Genomic DNA, 20,301 nt, shown 5'->3' with positions numbered 1-20,301 from the left:
AAGAACTGGAATGGATTTTTATTTAATGAATCAACAATTAAGCTTCTTCCAAATGAACTGTAAAATGTCTTAAAATTTCCGGTTCCCAGGTTATATTGTAGCCTTTGGTAATTTCGTCTCTTTTTTCGTACACGTTTCTTACTGCAGCGGCAATATAGTCCATATGATTATTGGTATACGTTCTTCTTGGAATTGCCAAACGCAGCAGTTCAAGCTTTGGATAGCGGTTTTCTCTGGTTTCAGGATCCCTGTCTGCCAATAAAGTCCCGATTTCTACAGTTCTCACTCCTGCTTCTTTGTAAATCTCAAGTCCTAAAGTCTGTGCAGGATATTCTTCACGGGGAACATTAGGCAGAAAATTCAATGCATCAATGAAAACAGCATGACCTCCAATTGGTTTCTGTACCGGAATTCCATATTCAATTAGCTTATTTCCAAGATATTCAACCTGAGATATTCTGCTTTCCAGATAAGGGAATTCAGTTGCCTCATCCAATCCTACCGCTAAAGCAGCCATGTCTCTTCCTGCCATACCGCCATAAGTGATGAAACCTTCATAAATGATGGTGAAATTAGATGCTTTTCTGAAAACATCTTCGTTATTCAGAGCGATAAATCCGCCAATGTTAACCAATCCGTCTTTTTTAGAACTCATCGTCATCCCTTCTCCATACGAGAACATTTCTTTGCAAATGTCTTTAATGCTTCTGTTTTCCTGCCCCGCTTCTCTTTTTTTGATGAAATAAGCATTTTCGGCAAATCTGGCAGAATCAAAAAACACAGGAATTCCGTATTTGTCAGAAAGTTTTTTTACAGCTTTCATATTTTCCAGAGAAACAGGCTGTCCTCCTGAAGAATTACAGGTAATCGTAATCAGGCAAAAAGGGATCTGCTCTTTCGGATGTGACTGATACACGGCTTCCAGCTTCTCCAGATTGATATTTCCTTTGAAAGGATGAAGGTCATTAATGTCAAAAGCTTCATCAATGGTACAGTCAACAGCATGAGCTTTTCTGATTTCGATATGCCCTTTTGTGGTATCAAAATGCGAATTTCCGGGAATAATATCTCCATCTTTCACCAATACAGAAAACAAAACGTTTTCAGCCGCTCTTCCCTGGTGAGTAGGCAATAAATATTTGAAACCGGTAATATTCTGAACAGTAGTATGCAGTTGCTCGAAAGAACGTGAGCCGGCATAGCTTTCATCACCTGTCATTAAAGCTCCCCATTGACTGTCAGACATGGCTCCGGTTCCGGAATCGGTAAGCAGATCAATATAAACCTGCGAAGATTTAAGATTAAATAAATTGAATTTGGCATCTTTCAGCCATTGCTCTCTTTCTTCTCTTGTAGACTGGCGGATTTCTTCCACCATTTTTATACGAAACGGTTCTGCGTATGGTAATTCCATGTGATATAATTTTTAGATTTTAAAGAAAAATTTAATTTGAAAATTAATTTCAAATCATCAAATGTATTTAAAGTAGTAAATTGAAATTTACTCAGGAGCTTTAAATATATTTTCGTCAGAGTGAAAACCTGCCACACCGCCGCTTACTGCAAATTTCATTGCTGTAGCAGCAGACATTCCTATTACAGGTTTGATGTTTTTCTCTTCGGTCACAATTACCCAGCCCGAAATAGCATAAGAATGCGGAAGATAGACCGCTACGTAATTGTGTTTGTCTACATCTGCCATTTCTTTTTGAGTTAAAAATCCTATTCTCCAGATTTCAGGGTTTTCATTGGTTTTTACCCAGACCGGATCACTGAATTTTTTTTTGTCTCCAACAAAAGAAGACATCACATCTTTTGTAGACGAATAAATATGCTTGATACCAGGAGTTTTTTCCAAAAGACTGTCAACAGCATCTACAAAAAATCTTCCGACTACAAATTTGTTTCCCAAATAACCCAAAAGCGCTGTCACCAATAAAACTGAAATAAAAACCAGACCGGGAATCTGCCGCGCAACAGAAGGAATGATATTATCAATAGAGGTGATGACGAAATAAATGACATAGATGGTAAGCCCGATGGGTCCAATAATCACAAGTCCCTGAAAAAAATTTTTCAGGAAAATATTGGTCATGGTTTCAAAAGTAGGCTTTCTCAATGTTTTTATCCGTGTATGGTTTCTTTATTTCCGTAAGACTGAATTACTTTTGCTTCATATTCCAGCCATTCTTCCCACCTTTTGTTCACCTGTTCAGGATTCCCCAGCTGTCTTGCAAACCCGATAAATGTAGTGTAGTGATTGGCTTCCGAAATCATCAGTTCTTTGTAAAACTCTCTCAGCTCGTCGTCTTTGATGTTTTCTGTTAAAACTTTGAATCTTTCGCAGCTTCTCGCTTCAATCATTGCGGCAAAAAGCATTTTATCAATAATTAAAGTGTCTCTGTTTCCTCCTTTTTGTATGAAGTTTACCAATTCATTTACGTAATCATCTTTTCTGGTGCGTCCGAAAGTGTAACCCCGCTTCTTAATGATTTCATGCACCTGATTGAAATGTTCTAATTCTTCCTGTGCAATTGCCAAAAGTTCGGTCACAATTTCAGGATATTCCGGAAGCATAGTAATCAATCCGATTGCGTTGGTGGCGGCTTTTTGTTCGCACCATGCATGATCCGTTAAAATTTCCTCAAGATTTCCCTCTGCAATATTTGCCCACCTTGGATCGGTAGGAAGTTTAAGCTTAAACATGACTTTAAAAATTTCTGTAAATTTAATTAAAATAAATATTCTTTAGATAAGAATTTGATTTTCGGTGTCATTTTAATCAACATCATGGCATAAAGTTGGATTATGTTAAATCAACATTAAAATCTAAACGAATGAACTCACCACTAATTACAAAAAAACTGGAAAGATTTGCAGTATGCATTCTGACCTTACTGACAGGATTTATCGCTTTCGCTCAGGAAACCGCACCGAAAGTTGAAGTAACCACCACGACTACCAAAACCGAGGAATGGTATGCCAATCCGGTTTACATCATTATCGGAGCTATTCTGTTTATTGTACTGATAGCAGTTCTGATGCGTGGCGGAAGATCCTCCAGCAGAGATTAAATTTGATTCTAAAAAATTGATAACCGTCACATTGTGGCGGTTTTCTTTCGTAAAAATTCCAGCATCTTCCATCCGAAACCATCAAATTTCTTCAAACCTTCAGCAATAATAAACGCTAAAATGACATTAATGATATAAATTAGGATCATTAAAACCCACCAAGGCATTGTTTCTTTCATAGGAACAACTAAAAAGTACACCAAAGAAGAACTTATTCCCTGTCCGAAATAGAAAAAAATAGCGTTCTTGCCAATGTAGGTTATAAGATTTTCTTTAGTAATTTTTAGCCTGTTATAGAATACAAATAATGTTGTCAGCGAAAATAAAGTCCAGATAATATAAGGAGTCTTTGGCGGAAATTTTTGTTTATTGATTTTAAAGAAAATTTCATTTCCAAAATACCAGAACATCCAGATTATAACAGCAGCAACCAATCCGTAAAGCACAGGAATTGCTTTTGCGGGGATTTTTTTCCCTCTCATCTGATGTGCAACCAGAAAAACGGTCATATAAAATGCGATATAACCTACTTGTCCCGAAGGATAGAATTGCGGAAAAATATTAAACAGCACCGTCAAAACAACGCAGATTCCTATAAACCAATTGATGTGTTTCGGGAAAAATTTTAGTATTAAAACTCCAAAAACTGTTAAAATAAAATAGACTTTCAGATACCAGAAACTTCCCATTACGACCGGAAAAGTATCTGCATTAGAATATTCATGCAAATACCAGTTTCCCAGATTCTGCCACTGCGGAGTAGTAGAAATACTTGTTGCCGAATATTTTGATCCGAAAGTAGAGTAGAAGTTCTGCAGCCACTCCAGAGAAAAAAATGTAAGTCCGAAAATTTTGAAGAAATAGTCTAAAAAGAACAGTAACGTTACAAAAATCATGTAAGTAATCTGGAGTTTTAGCAACCGGTAAAAGGTTTTTTCGATATTTGATCCCGAAGTAATTCCGCTCAAGGCATAAAACAGTGCGACATCAAAAACCAAAGAAAAAACCCGTACTTCCGGAATAATGTAAAATTGTCCCGACCAAAATGCCGTATGAATAAATATAATGGAAAGCGTTGCTAATCCTTTGGCAAAATCAATATAAAGATCTCTGGTCATATTATTTAGGTAAATCTTGCATCACTTTTTCTAGTTTGTCGTAATTGAAGAAATAAAGACTTCCTTCCCATTTAGGTTTAGATTTTCTGTCAATTCCTCTCAATTCATTTTCAAAATATCTGGAATATTTCCACCGGGTATTTGAATTGTAGGCTTCGTTATTGATAGCATACAAAGGCTCTGTAAAAACTTCTGATCTTTGTTTTGTCGTTTCCTCTAGCTGACCATAACCGTTCATCACCAGAAAAAGTTTGTAATTATTATCTTTTGCAAACCTTTCGTAGTTGGACATCGGAAGACAGTATTCTGAAACACAGCCATTGGTAAAAATATAGACAAGAGATTTCGGATGTTTTTTAAGCTCTTCTTTAAGCTGGTTTCCGGTTATTTTGTATATGTTTTGTGAATTTGTATTTTCAAAACTTTGTACAGTGACAATTGAATTTTGCTGTTCTCCGGAAAGTTTTTTATAATCATTTGACCAGCCGTATACAGTACATGAAGTGAGTAATAAAGAGAGTAAAATAGTTAAGATTATTTTCATTGTAAGCTTTTTTCAAAAATACAAATTAATTGCAATCAATCTAATTCTATATTTAAATATGATGTAGCCTGATCTGTTTATATAAGTTAATTTACAACATTGATAATCTCTGAATTATCCTGTAAGATTTTAAGTGTTAACTCGCTGATGATGTTCAAGTTTAAAGTATTTTGAAAGATATAATTTATTTAAAATATAAGAAAATAAATAATCAGCCTAAAATGAATCTGCACAGAAATTAGAAAAATTCTCAAAATCATATTGTTAGTGAATAAAAAATCACTACATTTGCACCTCGAATTAACTAAAAATTTATAGACAATGTTTGCAATTGTAGAAATAGCAGGGCTTCAATATAAAGTTGAGCAAGACCAGAAGTTGTTTGTAAACCGTTTGAAAGGAGACAAAGGAGGAAAAGTATCTTTCGATAAAATTCTTCTTACCGTAAACGGAGCAATCACTGTAGGCGCCCCAGCTGTAAACGGAATCACTGTAGAGGCAGAGATCCTTGACCATGTAAAAGCTGATAAAGTAATCGTTTTCAAAAAGAAAAGAAGAAAAGGTTACGAAGTGAAAAACGGTCACAGACAATCTCTTACTCAGATCAAAATCACTGGTATTACAGGATTTGACGGAGCTAAAAAAGCAGAAAAACCTGCTAAGAAAACAACTAAAAAAGCTGACGCTGAAACCACTGAAAGCGCAGAATAATTTAAACCAAAAAACCTTATAATAAAATGGCACACAAGAAAGGAGTTGGTAGTTCCAAAAACGGTAGAGAATCTCACTCTAAAAGATTAGGTGTGAAGATTTTCGGAGGACAAGAAGCTATTGCCGGAAACATCATCATCAGACAGAGAGGTACACAGCACCACCCGGGTGAAAACGTGGGAATGGGTAAAGACCACACTTTGTTTGCATTGGTAGACGGTAAAGTAGTTTTCAGAAAGAAAGCAAACAACAGATCTTTTGTATCTGTAGAACCGAACGCTTAATCAAATCAGCGTTTCATATGAAATTCCCCTGAAAGTTATGCTTTCAGGGGAATTTTTTTGCAGATAATATTCTTGATTTACTATAAAAGAAAAAGTCTGGCTTGAGCCAGACTTATGTTTAAACAAAATTGATTTAGTTTTAATTTCGCTTTTTTACTTTTGCCTTTGCCTCTTTCACCTCATCTTTGATGTAAGGATATTTTTTCTGCATATCAGAGATCAAAGTAGAATCAAGTTCCAAAGCTTTCTGTAAAGATTCAATCCCCTTTTCTTTGTCTCTAAGATTAAGATAGCAATTACTCAGCTGGTAAAACAATTCGGCGCGATAATGGTATTTTATCGCCTGTTTCACAACTGTTACCGCTTCTTCATATTCTCCGACAAGCATCATTACTTCAGAATAAGCATACCAGTTGTAAAACCTGGATGGTTCTGCATCAACGAGCTTTTTTAAACAGGAAAGACTTTCTTCAAATTTTCCTGCATCAATAAATAAAAATGCAAGTCTTTTCTGGTAATCCAGATTATTATCGTTAAGTAATGTGGCTTCTTTTGCAAAATACAAAGCTTCCGGCATACTTCCCATCTCCTCATAAAGATAAGACTGCTCCATCATAGAAAGATAAAACTGAGGGTCTTCTCTCAATGATTTCTGAAAAGAATTTAATGCTACGATTGGTTGTTTTAAAGCTTTATAGCATAAGCCGATTTTATAAAAAGTAAATGCTTTGGTATATTCCAGATCCAGCATTTCTCCATATACTTCTATTGCTTTCTGGTATTGGTTTAAAGCTTCATAACAAGCTGCTTTGCTTGCGTAAACTCCAACTGCGCCGGAATTGATTGCAAGCATATAATCGAAGCCTTTGATAGCCTCTTCATAATTTTTCCGGTTAAAATAATATTGTCCGTACTCACTCCATGCGATTTCTGAATAAGGAAAATCGTCAAGATAAGCATTCAGAAAAGCAATGGCTTCTTCGCTTTTGTTGAGATCATTAAAGCAAATCATGGCATTTTCCAATGAATATTCATCCGTAGGATCTTCTTTCAAGGCTTGCTGATAATGTTTTAGAGCATTAAAAGGGTCGCCAAGATTTATATATTCATCTGCAATGAAATTGTTGAGAAAGTTTTCCTCTTCTTCGAGCTCCAATGCTTTTTTACAGATTTCTATTGATTTTTTCGGATTTCCCAAATTAGAATAATATTTGGCGTAGCACACCAGAAAATCTGTGTTTTCCATAGATGAACCTTTGAGCTCGTCTATGAGTTCTTTCGCCATATTATAATCTTCCCATTCTAACAGCACTTCAAGCTTTTTGATCTTGATGTCTAAAGAATTGGGATGTAGCTTGAGACCATAATTAACAGCCATATCGGCATAATTAAAATCTCCCAACTCCAGATAATAGACAATAATGTCTTCCAACTCTTCTGTATCAAAGTAGAATTCATCATTGTTTTCCATCATTTCCTCGAACTTCTTTACAAGTTCATTTCCAAAATATTCTTCCAATATAACGAGTTTTAAGATTTAAGACCTGAGATATGAGATATACTAATCCCCGCTTCTGAAAATCTTAATGACTATAAATTTAATAATAATAATTTTTTAAAATGATGAAAATGATTGTGTTTTTCTAAATCAAACTATTGATTTTAGCTATCATATCATCACCCAGCTTATCGGCTTCTTCCTGAGATTTAGCTTCGGTGTAAATTCTGATAATCGGTTCTGTATTCGACTTTCTAAGGTGAACCCAGCTGTTCTCAAAATCTATCTTTACGCCATCCACGGTTGAAACCTCTTCATTTTGATATTCTTTTTCCATTTTAGTTAAAAGATCATCCACATTTATTCCGGAAGTCAGTTCAATTTTCTTTTTCCCCATGAAATAACTTGGGTAACCTTCCCTCAGTTCGGAAACCGTTTTGTTTTCTTTAGCCAGATGTGTTAAAAACAACGCAACACCTACTAAAGAGTCTCTTCCGTAATGCAGATCAGGATAGATGATTCCGCCATTTCCCTCACCGCCAATTACTGCGTTTTTTTCTTTCATTAAATTCACCACATTTACTTCACCTACTGCGCTTGCAAAGTATTCTGAATTATGTGAACGGGCAACATCTCTTAAAGCACGGCTTGAGGAAAGGTTGGAAATTGCTGCACCGTTTTTATTTTTCAGCAAATAATCAGCAACGGCAACCAAAGTATATTCTTCGCCAAACATTTCTCCTTTCTCATCAATTAAAGCCAGTCTGTCCACGTCAGGATCTACTACAACGCCAAAATCAGCCTTTTCTTTTGTTACCAATTCACAAATATCTCCTAAATGCTCTTTTAAGGGTTCAGGATTGTGAGGGAACTGTCCGTTGGGTTCGCAATACAGCTTTATGGTTTCACAGCCTAACTTCTCCAAAAGCATCGGGATGGCAATTCCTCCGGTAGAGTTTACGGCATCCAGAACAATTTTATATTTTTTCGATTTGATAGCTTCTACATCTACCATGGGTAAATCTAAGATCTTCTGTATATGAATATCAAATGCATCTTCTCTGGTTTCGTATTTTCCCAGGTCATCAACTTCTGCATAATTGAAATCTTCATTTTCAGCTAAAGACAAAACTTCAGCACCATTTTCTCCGCTGATGAATTCTCCTTTTTCGTTCAAAAGTTTAAGCGCGTTCCATTGTTTTGGGTTGTGAGAAGCGGTTAAGATAATTCCGCCATCTGCATTGAGCTCAGGAACCATCACTTCAACAGTCGGTGTGGTAGAAAGACCTAAATCAACCACGTTGATTCCCAATCCCTGTAAAGTTGCAGTAACCAGAGAATTAACCATCGATCCTGAAATCCTTGCATCACGCCCGATGATTAAAGTTAAGTCTTTTTTGTTTTTATTATTCTGAAGCCAGGTTCCGAAAGCAGAAGCAAATTTTACAACATCAAGCGGTGTCAAATTATCGCCTACTTTACCACCAATTGTTCCGCGGATTCCTGAAATACTTTTTATTAATGACATTTTAGTTTATTCTGATTTACGTTGAATTAAATTTTTGCAAAGATACTCAAATACCTACAATTTATAAGATGGGAACTTTTTTCTTTACGTTATCGTAACTTCTTTTTAATATTTTGGGAGGTGGAAAGCGATATCCAAAATAAATCAAGCCAAAAACATTCGTATTAGTAATTTCAGAGGACGAATCTTCCCTGTAGTAAGACGAATTCAAATTTAATTTTATGCCTGAAAAAAAAGTTTCTGAATTATAACCCAAATGAATTCCTGCTCCTGCTTTTCCTACCCAATAATTGTTTCTTTCAGCGGGGAAATTTTGAATATCTGCTTTATAGCTTGTCCATTTTCTGCCAATTCCTGTGAAAAAATACGGTGCAATATTGACTTTCTTTCGAATGACCCAATTGTAATGATAGCCAAGATTAAATCCTACATTGAGCTGTGTTTCTTTCGTTCTAACTTCATCAATTTTGTTTTTAAATAAAGAAAGATCATACTCTATCTCCGGAATCAGGCTTCCGGAGCTGTAATTTTGCCATTCACGCTGATAAAGAATGCTTTTTAATGAAAAATCTTTGTTGAATACATACGATGTACTGCCGCTAAAGGTTTGAATCTTTAGATTCGGGAACTGAAAATACGGATCTTTTCCTTTTTGCCAATCAGGAAAAAAGTCTTCCATATTGTCGAGATAAAAACCTTTCACATTTCTGTATCCTAATGTCTGAATAATCTGATCAGGAAAAAATCTGAATCTGAAATCAGTATATGAACTTTTACCTTTGAGGTTATTATCGTCATTTCCGGGAATGAAATCGGGTGTAAAAGATAATGCTGCACTAATAATCTTATAATCTATTGAAAACGATGTTCTGATTTTATTGTTGATGGAAAGCCTTGTCTGAAAATCTCTGTCGGAATTTTTAAAAGAAGCTACAAAGTCTTCAATATTGGTGTCAAAATTAATTCTAAGGATGAGTTTTTCTTCGTATGAAATTATTTTTGCAGAATCAGATATGCTCTGAGCTTTAAGGCTGAGAAAAGAAAATACAGTGGCAATAAATAAGAAATACTTATCCAAGAGGAAATATTTGCAAAACTAAATTAGTTAAATTATTTTACAAATACTAAACTACGAGCATCTGCAATCTTTATCGCAATTGCTTCTCTTGGAACTGAATTTTTTTGTTGAAAAGTTCTTACGGATAATTCTGTACAGAGAGTAGCAGGCGAAAATCACAATTAACGCAACAACGATATACTGAAAGATTAAAGAATTATCCATTTTATTTTAAAATCTGATATACAATCATCGACACAAAATATGCCAAACCGGTCATCATAATTACCTGTAAGGCTGTCCATTTTAAGCTTTTTGTTTCTCTATATACTACTGCAATCGTAGAAACGCACTGCATCGCAAAAGCATAGAATAAAAGTATAGAAATTCCTGTTGCAAAGCTGAAGACTTTTTCGCCATTGGGTTTTACATCATGACGCATTTTGTCAATTATTTTTCCTTCTGGAACGTCATCGTCAAGACTGTATAATGTTGACATCGTACCTACGAAAACTTCTCTTGCCACAAAACTGGTTAGAATACCGACCCCCATTTTCCAGTCATAGCCTAAAGGCTCTATAGCAGGTTCTAATACTTTTCCCATTCTTGCTAAATAAGAATGATCCAGCGAAACGTCAGCGGCAACCCATTGTTCCGGCTTTTCTTTAGGACCAAAATAGCTTAAAAACCAGATGATGATGCTTACAACAAAAATTATTTTTCCGGCTCCGGTAATAAACTCCCATACTTTGCCTAAAACTAACTGAAAATCATACCCGAATAAAGGCTTTTTATAAGTAGGAAGATCCATCACCAGATATGTTTTTTTGTCTTCTTTAATGAAATTTTTCAAAATAAAAGCCGAAAATAAAGCGACGAAAAATCCTAGAAGATACATGCCTAAGAGCACCAAAGCTTTGTAATGAATTCCGAAAACAGTTTTGTCTGAAATGATTAATCCGATAATAATACTGTAAACCGGAAGTCTTGCAGAACAGGTCATAAAAGGTGTCACCAGAATGGTCAATAATCTTTCCTTTAAGTTCTCAATATTCCTTGTAGAAATTACAGCAGGAATCGCACACGCAGTTCCGGAAACCAAAGGCACAATACTTTTTCCGTTTAATCCGAAAGGACGCAGGATTCTATCCATCAGGAAAACCACTCTTGCCATATATCCCGAATCCTCCAAAAGATAAAGGAAATACAGTAAAATTCCGATTTGAGGAGCAAAAATAATAATTCCGCCTAATCCGGGAATAATCCCCTTAGAGACTAATGAATTTACAGGTCCTTCGGGAAGATAGGCTGCTGAAGTTTCTGAAAGCCAGGCAAAAAGTGCATCAATCCAGTTCATCGGATATTCTGCGATAAAGAAAACGCTCTGAAAAATTATTAAAAGTACCAGCAAAAAGAAGAAGTATCCTAAAACCGGGTGTACAAGAATTTTATCCAGCTTTTCTGTAAGGAGTTCTTTAAACTGTGCTTTTTTTGAAATGACTTCAGAAAGTATTCCGTCAATATTTTGGTAACGTCTTACTGTTTCCTGCACCTGTAACCTTTTAGGGTTTAGACTTTTTTCTTGCTCAGTACTTTTAGCTAAAGTTATTTTAAGCCAGTCCTGATAAGTGTTACCGGATAATTTTTCCTGATGTTCTGAAGGTATTTTAAAAACTGAATTATTAGTTAGCGCAAAATCATTGTTAAGTACAGCCTCCTTTATAGCTTCGATGCCTAACTGTTCTTTTGCATTGGTTTTAATAATTTTTATATGGAGCTTTTCAGACAGCTTATCTGCATCAATATGAATTCCTCTTCTTTCCGCCTGATCTATCTGATTAAGAACCAAAATCATTGGGATTCCCAAATCCTGTATCTGCTGAAAAAGTAAAAGACCTCTCTTAATGCTTAGAGCTTCAAGAATATAAATGACACCGGAATACTTTTTCTGATTCTCAATCAAAAACTGAGAAAAAATAGCCTCATCTTCTGAGCTTGGATAGATGCTGTATGATCCGGGTAAATCTATAATTTCTACCTCTTCATTTTTGTAAGTGTATCTCCCGGAATGGCTGGAAACGGTAACGCCTGCATAATTTCCGGTTTTTTGTTTTTTATTGGAAAGAGCATTAAAGAGAGTAGATTTTCCGACGTTTGGATTTCCTACTAATAGAATTTGTTTTTGATTATTTTCCCGCATCTGTCAATTCTTCTACAGTGATAAAGTCTGCCTCTTCCCGGCGAAGAGCGATCCTGCTTTTCTCTTCTCCAAACTCCACATAAAGGGGTCCTCCGAAAGGAGCCTGATAAAGAATTCTGAAAGTAGTATGAGGAAGCAGCCCCATTTCTATGATCTTCACAGGCATATCCATTCCGTCGTTATCATAACCGATAATTATCCCCAATTTGTTTTTGGGAAAGCTGCTAAGATTGTGTAATGAAATATCCTGCAAAGCCAAAATTTTGAGTGCAAATATACGCTATTTAAATTTAATCTAAATAATGAAAATTCATAAATAAACCCAAATACGAATAGTATCTGGGTTTATCAAAATATAGTTTAGTTAAATATGAATGCTATTTTTTCTTTTTTGCTGTTGCCTCAAGAATCTCAATAGAGTTGTTATTTTCGCTTAAATATTTTTTCATTCTTTCTTCAGCATCTTTCATCATTTGAGACATTGATGTTCCATCAGGCATTTTTGCATCTGCCGGGATTTGTGATAATTGGGATCTAATGCTTCCAAAAGGATCTTTTTTATAAGCAGCATACATTTGCTCAAATTTTTCTCTATTTACTTCTAAGTTGTTTCTCCCTTGTCCGAATTGCTTCATTAATTTTTCTGAATAACTTTCAGGATTGTAATCAGCGATTTTTTTATTGCCCTTCAATTCCCAAGAATAATTTTTAGCATCATCTTCCACCTTTACAATTAAGCCGGGTAAACCTTTAAATTTGTAAGGTCCATCCTGAAAAGGCACTTCTGTTGTAAACCATGCAGTCCACTTTCTGCCTCCAAAAGTTGTAGTGGCTTTCTGAGTGTCATAAGTACCGATTTTAGCTTTTTCATTGGAAATATTCCAGACTAATGAGCTTCCATCTTTATAGCTCACTTTGTCCTGCAATATATAATCTGCATAAGAAACGTCCATTGACGGATATGTCTTAGTAATTACATGAGAAAATTTCGGCTGTTTCAATGTTTTTGATAAATCTTTAAAAACCCCAGCCTTTTGCATAGCCTCTACTTCAACTTTTAAGATTGAATCTTGAGAAACAGCAAGATAATCGCGGTAAATAGATTTATCTTTTGTAATATCCAGGATCATCATTTCTTTGTTTTTCTTTTCCAAAGAATCCTTATTTGGTACATAAGTCAATTCATAAAAAAATCTATTTGCGGTTTCCTGCGCATTTGCAATGGCAAAAACAGCAATAAATAAGAATGATAGTATATTTTTCATAATAGATATTTATTTAAGAATATAGATAATTATAGTTATTCATCTGTGCTTATTAAATCATCAATCTATTTTATAGAGATTTGAATGTTTATTTTAATTAATTAGTTGGGGTTATATAAAAAATGTTACACTTTTTTTAAATTATTTTTTGAATGAACATTAAAAAAGCCAATCTTCCTGATTGGCTTTCTGTTTTATTTGAAGTTGAATTTAACGGTAAACATTACCTGGCTTGGACGGAGCAACATGGTTGTTTGTGCTACTGTAGCTAAGTTGAGATCAATTCTTTCAAAAACTTTTCGGTTGGCAATATTCATCCATTTTAGTTCAAAATCTATTTTTTTACTTGCCCAGCTAAACTGATAAGACAAGTCATAAAATGCATTTTGGTATTGTGTATCCACAAACGTTGAGTTGATCTGATCCCAGTAAAAACCGATTGTGTGATTTTCCAAAGGATAAAAGAATACATTCAGGTTGTGATTGTAGCCTTCGGTTTTGTTGTCCTGAATTCCGTTAGTTTGTTTTGTCCAGCTCTTCGAAAGATTAAAATCAATACTCATCCAGGAGAAATATGTGTTGTTGAATTTGAAACCAAGTGTATTTCCTGTATTTTTGTTATCAATAAAGTCGTTGTTTCTAAGCTGTTGTGAAGTTGTTTCAGTCTCGTTGAATGTTACCGATAGATTAGTCTTAAATTTTGGAAAGTATTTTCCAATTTCCGCGTATAAAGTATTCGTTTGTCTATTGTTTTCTCTCTCAATATATTCGATTACACTAAATCCTGACTCATTTACTCTGCTTGATGCCAGCAAATTATTTTTAGAATCACTCAATCTGTATCCTGTATTGAAAAATAAGTTATTAAGCGGATTTCTGTATTCTAATCTTCCTCCCAAACTCTTTGTAGTGGTTTGCGGGATTGGATTATTAGCATTCATTACATTAAAACCTCCGGGACTTGTTAAAATATATCCTGCATAGGCAGTCTGAATATCTCCGAAATTATTGCTGATGTTTCCGTTAATACTTGCCTTAAAGAAAGAAGCGAAAGTGTACTGAGCAAAAATATTAGGAGTAAAAGTTGTTCTGTTTAAGGTTTTGTAAACATTTCTTGCCGGATCTTCAGCTTTGATGCTGTTGAAATTTACAGGAATATTAGAAAATAAACTCCATGCATCAGATTTATAGTTGATTCCTACTGAGGCAGATGGTGTAACTTCTGTGAATTTCAAGGCATTGTCATATAATGGGCTGTTGAAATCTGGCGCTCCTACAACTCCTGTTGTAACGCCGTCAAAGTTTGTTGTAAGATTGTCCGTAGAAAAATCAACACCAATCTGTGGAGTAAAAGTCCATCCTTTCGTAGTAAAGCTAATATTTGCCGAATGCGATGTGTCTAAAGTTTTCATTCGGTAATTTTGTAAGGCAATACTTCCGGGAGCAAAAGGTATTGTTGTAAATGCATTATTTTGAATAAACGGAATCTGTAGGTAATTGGCTGGTGTTATCTGTAAAGTCTGATTATCATCCTGATAGCTGATGTATGATTTTAAATTAACCATTTTTTCCTTCCACGGAATAATGGTGCTTAAAGAGTTTTGAAATGAAGAAGTTGGAGATTGTACAGACTGATTTCCGAATCTGTTGCTCAAAGCATCCCATCTGTTTGCGTCAGCTCTTTCCCCATTCCAGAATTGCGAGAAAGTAGTAACATTTTTAAAGAAACCTTTTTTTGCGTTTTTCGTAAAAATCAATTCCCCTTTTAGTTTATCTGTATAAAAATTGTTTAAAAAGCTGTACCCGTACTGTGTATTTTGCTGGAAATCGGTAACATACGTCGTCGATTCTCTTTCCACCGCATTATTAGTATAATTGGCATTGGTTTTCAGTTCCCATTCCTGCTTTTTATCAATATTAGTAAGGTAATTGGCGGATAAATAATGAACATTATTGAATAAATATCTTCGTACGGGAAGATTAGGAACACTTGCATTTTCTACACTAAGCCAGTTATTTTGTCCTATATTGCTTCTTCTTCCTTCCCATGAACTTCCAAAACCGATAATGTTGCCTTCATTTTCTACCTGTTCTCCCATGTTGTTGGTTTTGTAATTGAGAACCCACTGCTGTTTTTTACTGAAAAACATCGGGGTAAGTTTTACATTCCACAACCATGGATCACCAAAACCACTTCCGACTTCGCCTCTTCCGGTCATGGTGACATTTTTTTTAAGTTTAATATTAAGGGCAGCTGCATCAGAAGGAATTTTCCCCTGCAGCATTTTCACAGGCTGATGATTTTCCAGAACCTCAACTTTTGCAACCGCATCTTTTGGAAGCGAGTTATTAATAGTTCCGTAGCCGCCTTCCATCAGGTCTTTTCCTTCTACATAAAATTTATTGATAGGATTACCTTGATAGAGAACGGTTCCGTCGGTTTTCACTTCAATTCCCGGGATTTTTTTCATTACATCAGCAAGCGTTCGGTCATTTTTACTGTCGAATGCTTTAAGATCGTATGCAATGGTGTCTCCACGAGCTGTGATCATCTTGGTTTTCAGCTGTACTTCTTTTATCTCTGTAGCCTCCGGCTGAAGCCTAAAGCTAAGATTCTGATTGCTGTTGCTGATTTGTTGAGTAAGAGTTTTTTGATTAAATGCTTTTACCTTAAGATCTACATTAGACTCAGATGAGGTAAATGTTACTTTATATTCACCTTTAGAATTGGTAATTCCATAAGCTAAAATGGCATCTTTTCCCGGCTCTTCAATCGTTACACTTGCGCTTGGAATGGCTACGCCGTCTTCATCTGTAATTTTTCCCGTAACAGTTTTCTGTGCAAACGTGATGAGAGAGAAAAAAAACATCAGGAAAAGGGAGATTTTTATTTTCATATATGTAGATATTTATTGTTTTTATTAATCTTATGCAGTCGCTGATTTATTAATTTGCTTTTAAAATCATTGCGATTGATAAGATTTACTTTTTTTATAGTTTAAATTATTGTGGTAAAATTTCTTATCTGAAATCTTTTAAACCCTAAAAGGTTGAATAATTAGTTATCATTAAAACTTTTTTGTTACACAAGACGGAGATTTAAATTGATTGGCAAATCTAAATAAAAAAATATCACTACAAAAATAGTGATAAACAATTGTTTTTTTAGTGCCAAAAAAAGCAGCCTATTTAGACTGCTTTAATTTTTTATGATTTTAACCACTCGGAAGATGAGAGGTAATTTTCATCAGGATAGTAAATGAAGAGTACATTTTTGCCTTTGATGGTGTTGATGATAGGTTCTGCCAAAGCTCTCGGAACAGCGGGACAACCCCAGCTTCTTCCGATTCTTTTGTGAGTGGCAGCAAATTCTTCACTTACGTAATTTGCACCGTGCATCACTACGGCTCTTTGTAAAGCGGCATCATTAAAACCTTTATCCATTCCCAAAAGTCTTAGTGAATAGCCGTTTCCACCCTCGTAAGTGGTATCGGTAATATAAAAGCCCAAACTGCTTTGGTACGAACTCTCAGTATTTGAAAATTTTTCCGCAAATTCCTCACCGGTGTTCTTACCGTGTGCTACTAAAGAATTGAAAACTACTTTTCTTTCGTTCATATCAATTACCCAAAGTCTTTTTTTGTTGGAAGACATAGAGAAATCACAAACGGTCAGCAGATGAGCATCTTCATTCAGTTTTCCTGCTTTTTTAAGATTGTTAAATCCTAAAATTGCTTTTGCAAAAACATCAAAATTCAGTTTATTTTCATCATCAAATAAGATGGAATTGTAAAGTTCTTCAGATGAACTTAGATTGCCGGTTTTTTCGTTAGATACATTTTCCGGAGTTGTTTTTACTGTTCTTTCGGCGATGATTTTTTTATTTTCTGTAACATTTTTCTTTGGAGAAAGATAAAAAGAAGTTGTTATGAGATAAACCATTCCTAATAACCTATAAAATCCTTTCATTTAAATATTATGTTAAATTTAATTAGGTCATGCAAAATTATAAAAACATAATTGTCAGTACGTTATTGAAACAGCAGTTTAACTCAATTTAAGAGATTTTAACGCAAATTCTTCCGTTTTATAATGAAATTTATTGTTAAAAATTAAGTTAAAATCTATTTATGGAATGTTTTTTGAAATTATTTAAGATTGATTTTGCGATAACATTATATTAAACGAACTTATCACCAATTTATTACACTTGATGATATGAATGATAATAGTAAAAGAAAACAGCTCAATAAATATAAAGCTTTTGCCACCGGACTTTTTGTTTTGATGGCAGTAATTTTTGTAGTAACCACAATCCTTCAGAAAACACATCATTCTCATTGGATAGGCTATGTAAGAGCATTTTCTGAGGCTGCAATGGTAGGAGCTTTGGCAGATTGGTTTGCCGTAACCGCACTTTTTCGCCGCCCTCTTGGTCTGCCGATTCCTCATACAAACCTGATTGAAAACAGCAAACAGAAATTGGGCGATAATCTTGGAAATTTTGTGGTTTCTAATTTTCTTTCGCCAGAAACTATTCGTCCTTATATTCAGAAAATAAAAATTTCAAATTTTGTGGGAGAATGGCTTTCAAAAGAAAGAAATCAGGAAGCTTTAATCAAAAATATTTCGGACATCATTTTGGATATTCTTAATAAACTGGATGATTCTGAAGTGAGTACTTTTATCAGCAAAAAGGTTTCGGAAATGACTGATACTATTCAGCTTAACCAAATTTTAGGAAACGGAATTATTTATCTTTTAGACAAAAATGATCATCAGAAAATTGTGACCAATCTTTCCAAACAGATTAAAGACTACCTTATTGAAAACGACGGAATGATTCAGGAAAGAGTAAAAAAAGGGAGCTATTCTTTTATTCCTTCTTTTGTAGATAATAAAATCGCCCAAAAAATTGCAAGCGGACTTTCAGATTTCTTCCGTGAAGTAGAAGAGGATACCGATCACGAAATCAGATCTTTAATTACAAAAAAGATTTATGATTTTTCTAATGAATTAAAAGAAGATCCGAAATGGAATGACGAATTTAAAACTATTAAAAATGATTTTCTGAAAGATGATAAATTAAAAGAATATTCAAACGACATCTGGGATTCAATTAAAAAAACACTGAGCACAGAATTGCAGGAAGAAACTTCTTCACTTAAAAAATACATTACAAAAAATCTAAATGAGTTTTCTCAAAATCTTAAAACTGATGAAAATCTTCAGAATAAAATTGACAATTGGGTAAGAGTAACTGCTTACAAATATATTCTGAGAAATACTCATCAAGCAGGAAACCTCATCAGTTCAACAGTCGGAAACTGGCAAGGTAAAGAATTAAGCGAAAAGCTTGAGTTAGAGGTCGGTAAAGACCTGCAATTTATCCGCGTGAATGGAACTTTAGTTGGCGGATTGGTCGGTTTGATAATTTATACGGTGTCACACTTTTTCTTATAAATAAACACGAAAAGCAAAATCGAAGTGGATTTTGCTTTTCAATATTTTACTTTAAAAATTACCTCGAAATTCTACCCGCTCTCGTCAAAATTTCCTGATTAATATCGTTAATCAATTGCGGACCTTCGTAAATAAAACCTGTGTACAACTGAACTAAAGTTGCTCCCGCATCCAGTTTTTCAATGGCATCTTTTGCAGAATGAATTCCACCAACTCCGATGATCGGGAAAGCTCTGTTGCTTTTATTTGAAAGATATTTAATCATTTTTGTGCTGCGTTCACGAATTGGTTTTCCGCTCAAACCACCATTTCCGATTTCTGCTAAAACTTCCGGTGAAGTTTTCAGACCTTCTCTGTTCACAGAAGTATTAGAAACCACAATTCCGTCGATCTTTGTTTCTGCAATCAGTTCTATAATTTCGTCCAATTGCTGATTATTCAGATCCGGAGCTATTTTTAGAAGAATTGGTTTTGGATTTACTTTGGTTTGATTAATTTCTTTTACAGCTGTAATCAGCTCTCTCAAATACTCAACATCTTCCAGTTTTGCGTGACTTCCAACATTCGGGCAGCTTACATTCAGTACAAAATAATCTACGTAAGGATGAAGACCTTCAAAACAATCCAAATAATCCTGAGTATAATTTTCAGGTGTTGTGTTCGTGTTTTTTCCGATGTTTCCACCGATAATAATTTTGCCTTTGTTGCCTTTAAGTTTTTCGATCGCCGCTTCAAGACCATCATTGTTGAAGCCCATTCTGTTGATAATTCCGCCATCTTCAATCAGTCGGAACAATCTTTTTTTAGGATTTCCAGCCTGAGCTTTTGGCGTAACCGTACCAATTTCTACAAAACCGAATCCTAAATCTCCCAGTTCATTAAATAAAACCGCATTCTTATCAAAACCGGCAGCCAAACCAACTGGGTTTTTAAATTTCAATCCAAAAACTTCTCTTTCAAGACGTTTATCTTCAATAGGTTTAGGAAAAAATAATTTGGTAAGGAAACCGAAATTTTTCAACATCGAAAAAGTAAAATGATGAACTTCTTCGGGATCAAATTTGAAAAGAATCGGGCGAATGAGCGATTTGTACATTGAAAAAAAGTTTTACAAAAATACTCATTTTAAAATTAATGTTTGGTTAATGTATGATATTTTATGAAAAAAGGTGTTATAAATTGGATATATAAAAAACAAACATCTGTGTAATCTGCAAGATAATTTTTTAACGCAAAGATGTATTTTATTGAATTAATATTTTAAGGAGCAAAGTATTAATCAACAAGTTGATTTGATTAAGCCATGTTTTCAAGCTTCGCGTAGCAATTTATTGCCTTTGCTGCTTAAAATAAAAAGCATTGAAATAGATCTTTGCGTTAAATGATTACAGAATTGAAAAGTAAAATATAAAATTAAACGCAAAGCTTTATCAATTATTGCTCACATTTTAAGGAGCAAAGTATTAATCAGCAAGCTGATTTGATTAAGCCATGTTTTCAAGCTTCGCATAGCAAATTTATTTGCCTTTGCTGCTTAAAATAAAAAGCATGGAAATAGA

The 20,301-nt window shown here is 34.6% G+C and carries 18 protein-coding genes; 4 read left to right on the top strand and 14 right to left on the bottom strand.

The window, feature by feature from the left end:
- Positions 1-37: 37 nt before the first annotated feature.
- From FNE73_RS00650 to miaE, 3 genes are all read right to left on the bottom strand, one after another.
- The gene (locus FNE73_RS00650) at positions 38-1,414 is read right to left on the bottom strand and encodes a tryptophanase (RefSeq protein WP_143882871.1); all 1,377 of its coding nucleotides are present in this window, start codon (positions 1,412-1,414) and stop codon (positions 38-40) included.
- 87 nt (positions 1,415-1,501) lie between these two features.
- Complete coding sequence (locus FNE73_RS00645; protein ID WP_089744619.1) at positions 1,502-2,119, bottom strand: DUF502 domain-containing protein; 618 nt, start codon at positions 2,117-2,119, stop codon at positions 1,502-1,504.
- A gap of 5 nt (positions 2,120-2,124) precedes the next feature.
- The gene (miaE, locus tag FNE73_RS00640; RefSeq protein ID WP_143882870.1) at positions 2,125-2,706 is read right to left on the bottom strand and encodes a tRNA-(ms[2]io[6]A)-hydroxylase; all 582 of its coding nucleotides are present in this window, start codon (positions 2,704-2,706) and stop codon (positions 2,125-2,127) included.
- 131 nt (positions 2,707-2,837) lie between these two features.
- Here miaE and FNE73_RS00635 point away from each other — a divergent pair, with 131 nt between their 5' ends.
- Positions 2,838-3,074: a hypothetical protein gene (locus FNE73_RS00635; RefSeq protein WP_143882869.1), complete on the top strand. Its 237-nt coding sequence runs from the start codon at positions 2,838-2,840 to the stop codon at positions 3,072-3,074.
- A 26-nt stretch (positions 3,075-3,100) separates the two neighbouring features.
- On the opposite strand, the gene FNE73_RS00630 is transcribed toward FNE73_RS00635, so the two are convergent.
- Positions 3,101-4,192: an acyltransferase family protein gene (locus FNE73_RS00630; RefSeq protein WP_143882868.1), complete on the bottom strand. Its 1,092-nt coding sequence runs from the start codon at positions 4,190-4,192 to the stop codon at positions 3,101-3,103.
- 1 nt (position 4,193) lies between these two features.
- A complete protein-coding gene (locus FNE73_RS00625; protein WP_143882867.1) occupies positions 4,194-4,736 on the bottom strand; it encodes a hypothetical protein in 543 nt (180 codons plus the stop codon).
- A 321-nt stretch (positions 4,737-5,057) separates the two neighbouring features.
- Between FNE73_RS00625 and rplU the strand changes: the two genes are divergently transcribed.
- Positions 5,058-5,447 carry a 50S ribosomal protein L21 gene (rplU, locus tag FNE73_RS00620; RefSeq protein ID WP_089745877.1) on the top strand — a complete coding sequence of 130 codons (390 nt, stop codon included), beginning with the start codon at positions 5,058-5,060 and terminating at the stop codon, positions 5,445-5,447.
- A 26-nt stretch (positions 5,448-5,473) separates the two neighbouring features.
- Positions 5,474-5,731 carry a 50S ribosomal protein L27 gene (gene rpmA / locus FNE73_RS00615; RefSeq protein WP_007842221.1) on the top strand — a complete coding sequence of 86 codons (258 nt, stop codon included), beginning with the start codon at positions 5,474-5,476 and terminating at the stop codon, positions 5,729-5,731.
- A 139-nt stretch (positions 5,732-5,870) separates the two neighbouring features.
- Here the strand turns inward: rpmA and FNE73_RS00610 are convergent, their stop codons facing one another.
- The 8 genes from FNE73_RS00610 to FNE73_RS00575 form a co-directional block, all read right to left on the bottom strand.
- Positions 5,871-7,250, bottom strand: a complete 1,380-nt coding sequence (locus FNE73_RS00610; protein WP_143882866.1) for a tetratricopeptide repeat protein — start codon at positions 7,248-7,250, stop codon at positions 5,871-5,873.
- A gap of 124 nt (positions 7,251-7,374) precedes the next feature.
- Complete coding sequence (glmM, locus tag FNE73_RS00605; RefSeq protein ID WP_143882865.1) at positions 7,375-8,757, bottom strand: phosphoglucosamine mutase; 1,383 nt, start codon at positions 8,755-8,757, stop codon at positions 7,375-7,377.
- Positions 8,758-8,818: 61 nt separating this feature from the next.
- Positions 8,819-9,835: a DUF4421 family protein gene (locus tag FNE73_RS00600; protein ID WP_143882864.1), complete on the bottom strand. Its 1,017-nt coding sequence runs from the start codon at positions 9,833-9,835 to the stop codon at positions 8,819-8,821.
- A gap of 205 nt (positions 9,836-10,040) precedes the next feature.
- Positions 10,041-12,014 (bottom strand): ferrous iron transport protein B, encoded by a 1,974-nt coding sequence (gene feoB / locus FNE73_RS00595; RefSeq protein WP_143882863.1) that lies wholly within the window; start codon positions 12,012-12,014, stop codon positions 10,041-10,043.
- Positions 12,001-12,267, bottom strand: coding sequence for a FeoA family protein (locus FNE73_RS00590; RefSeq protein ID WP_143882862.1), 267 nt, complete (start codon positions 12,265-12,267; stop codon positions 12,001-12,003). The genes feoB and FNE73_RS00590 overlap by 14 nt, the downstream gene beginning before the upstream one ends.
- A gap of 124 nt (positions 12,268-12,391) precedes the next feature.
- Positions 12,392-13,279: a GLPGLI family protein gene (locus FNE73_RS00585; RefSeq protein ID WP_143882861.1), complete on the bottom strand. Its 888-nt coding sequence runs from the start codon at positions 13,277-13,279 to the stop codon at positions 12,392-12,394.
- Positions 13,280-13,473: 194 nt separating this feature from the next.
- Positions 13,474-16,176 (bottom strand): carboxypeptidase-like regulatory domain-containing protein, encoded by a 2,703-nt coding sequence (locus FNE73_RS00580; protein ID WP_143882860.1) that lies wholly within the window; start codon positions 16,174-16,176, stop codon positions 13,474-13,476.
- A 310-nt stretch (positions 16,177-16,486) separates the two neighbouring features.
- Complete coding sequence (locus FNE73_RS00575; protein WP_143882859.1) at positions 16,487-17,248, bottom strand: murein L,D-transpeptidase catalytic domain family protein; 762 nt, start codon at positions 17,246-17,248, stop codon at positions 16,487-16,489.
- A 249-nt stretch (positions 17,249-17,497) separates the two neighbouring features.
- On the opposite strand from FNE73_RS00575, the gene FNE73_RS00570 reads away from it, so the two are divergent.
- Entirely contained in the window at positions 17,498-18,742 is a 1,245-nt protein-coding gene (locus tag FNE73_RS00570) for a DUF445 domain-containing protein (RefSeq protein ID WP_143882858.1), read from the top strand.
- Positions 18,743-18,800: 58 nt separating this feature from the next.
- Here FNE73_RS00570 and FNE73_RS00565 read toward each other — a convergent pair whose 3' ends face one another.
- Positions 18,801-19,838: a quinone-dependent dihydroorotate dehydrogenase gene (locus tag FNE73_RS00565; protein WP_143882857.1), complete on the bottom strand. Its 1,038-nt coding sequence runs from the start codon at positions 19,836-19,838 to the stop codon at positions 18,801-18,803.
- Positions 19,839-20,301: the final 463 nt, after the last annotated feature.

It is taken from the genome of Chryseobacterium binzhouense (assembly GCF_007474545.1).
GTDB classification, from domain to species: Bacteria; Bacteroidota; Bacteroidia; order Flavobacteriales; family Weeksellaceae; genus Chryseobacterium; species Chryseobacterium binzhouense.
This window is presented reverse-complemented; position numbering and strand designations above follow the sequence as displayed.

Coding starts and splice junctions, on each gene's coding strand:
- FNE73_RS00630 (WP_143882868.1), bottom strand. CDS start 4,192: ATGACCAGAGATCTTTATATTGATTTTGCCAAAGGATTAGCAACGCTT.
- FNE73_RS00625 (WP_143882867.1), bottom strand. CDS start 4,736: ATGAAAATAATCTTAACTATTTTACTCTCTTTATTACTCACTTCATGT.
- FNE73_RS00585 (WP_143882861.1), bottom strand. CDS start 13,279: ATGAAAAATATACTATCATTCTTATTTATTGCTGTTTTTGCCATTGCA.
- FNE73_RS00565 (WP_143882857.1), bottom strand. CDS start 19,838: ATGTACAAATCGCTCATTCGCCCGATTCTTTTCAAATTTGATCCCGAA.
- FNE73_RS00570 (WP_143882858.1), top strand. CDS start 17,498: ATGAATGATAATAGTAAAAGAAAACAGCTCAATAAATATAAAGCTTTT.
- rpmA (WP_007842221.1), top strand. CDS start 5,474: ATGGCACACAAGAAAGGAGTTGGTAGTTCCAAAAACGGTAGAGAATCT.
- rplU (WP_089745877.1), top strand. CDS start 5,058: ATGTTTGCAATTGTAGAAATAGCAGGGCTTCAATATAAAGTTGAGCAA.
- FNE73_RS00635 (WP_143882869.1), top strand. CDS start 2,838: ATGAACTCACCACTAATTACAAAAAAACTGGAAAGATTTGCAGTATGC.
- miaE (WP_143882870.1), bottom strand. CDS start 2,706: ATGTTTAAGCTTAAACTTCCTACCGATCCAAGGTGGGCAAATATTGCA.
- FNE73_RS00575 (WP_143882859.1), bottom strand. CDS start 17,248: ATGAAAGGATTTTATAGGTTATTAGGAATGGTTTATCTCATAACAACT.
- feoB (WP_143882863.1), bottom strand. CDS start 12,014: ATGCGGGAAAATAATCAAAAACAAATTCTATTAGTAGGAAATCCAAAC.
- FNE73_RS00580 (WP_143882860.1), bottom strand. CDS start 16,176: ATGAAAATAAAAATCTCCCTTTTCCTGATGTTTTTTTTCTCTCTCATC.
- glmM (WP_143882865.1), bottom strand. CDS start 8,757: ATGTCATTAATAAAAAGTATTTCAGGAATCCGCGGAACAATTGGTGGT.
- FNE73_RS00650 (WP_143882871.1), bottom strand. CDS start 1,414: ATGGAATTACCATACGCAGAACCGTTTCGTATAAAAATGGTGGAAGAA.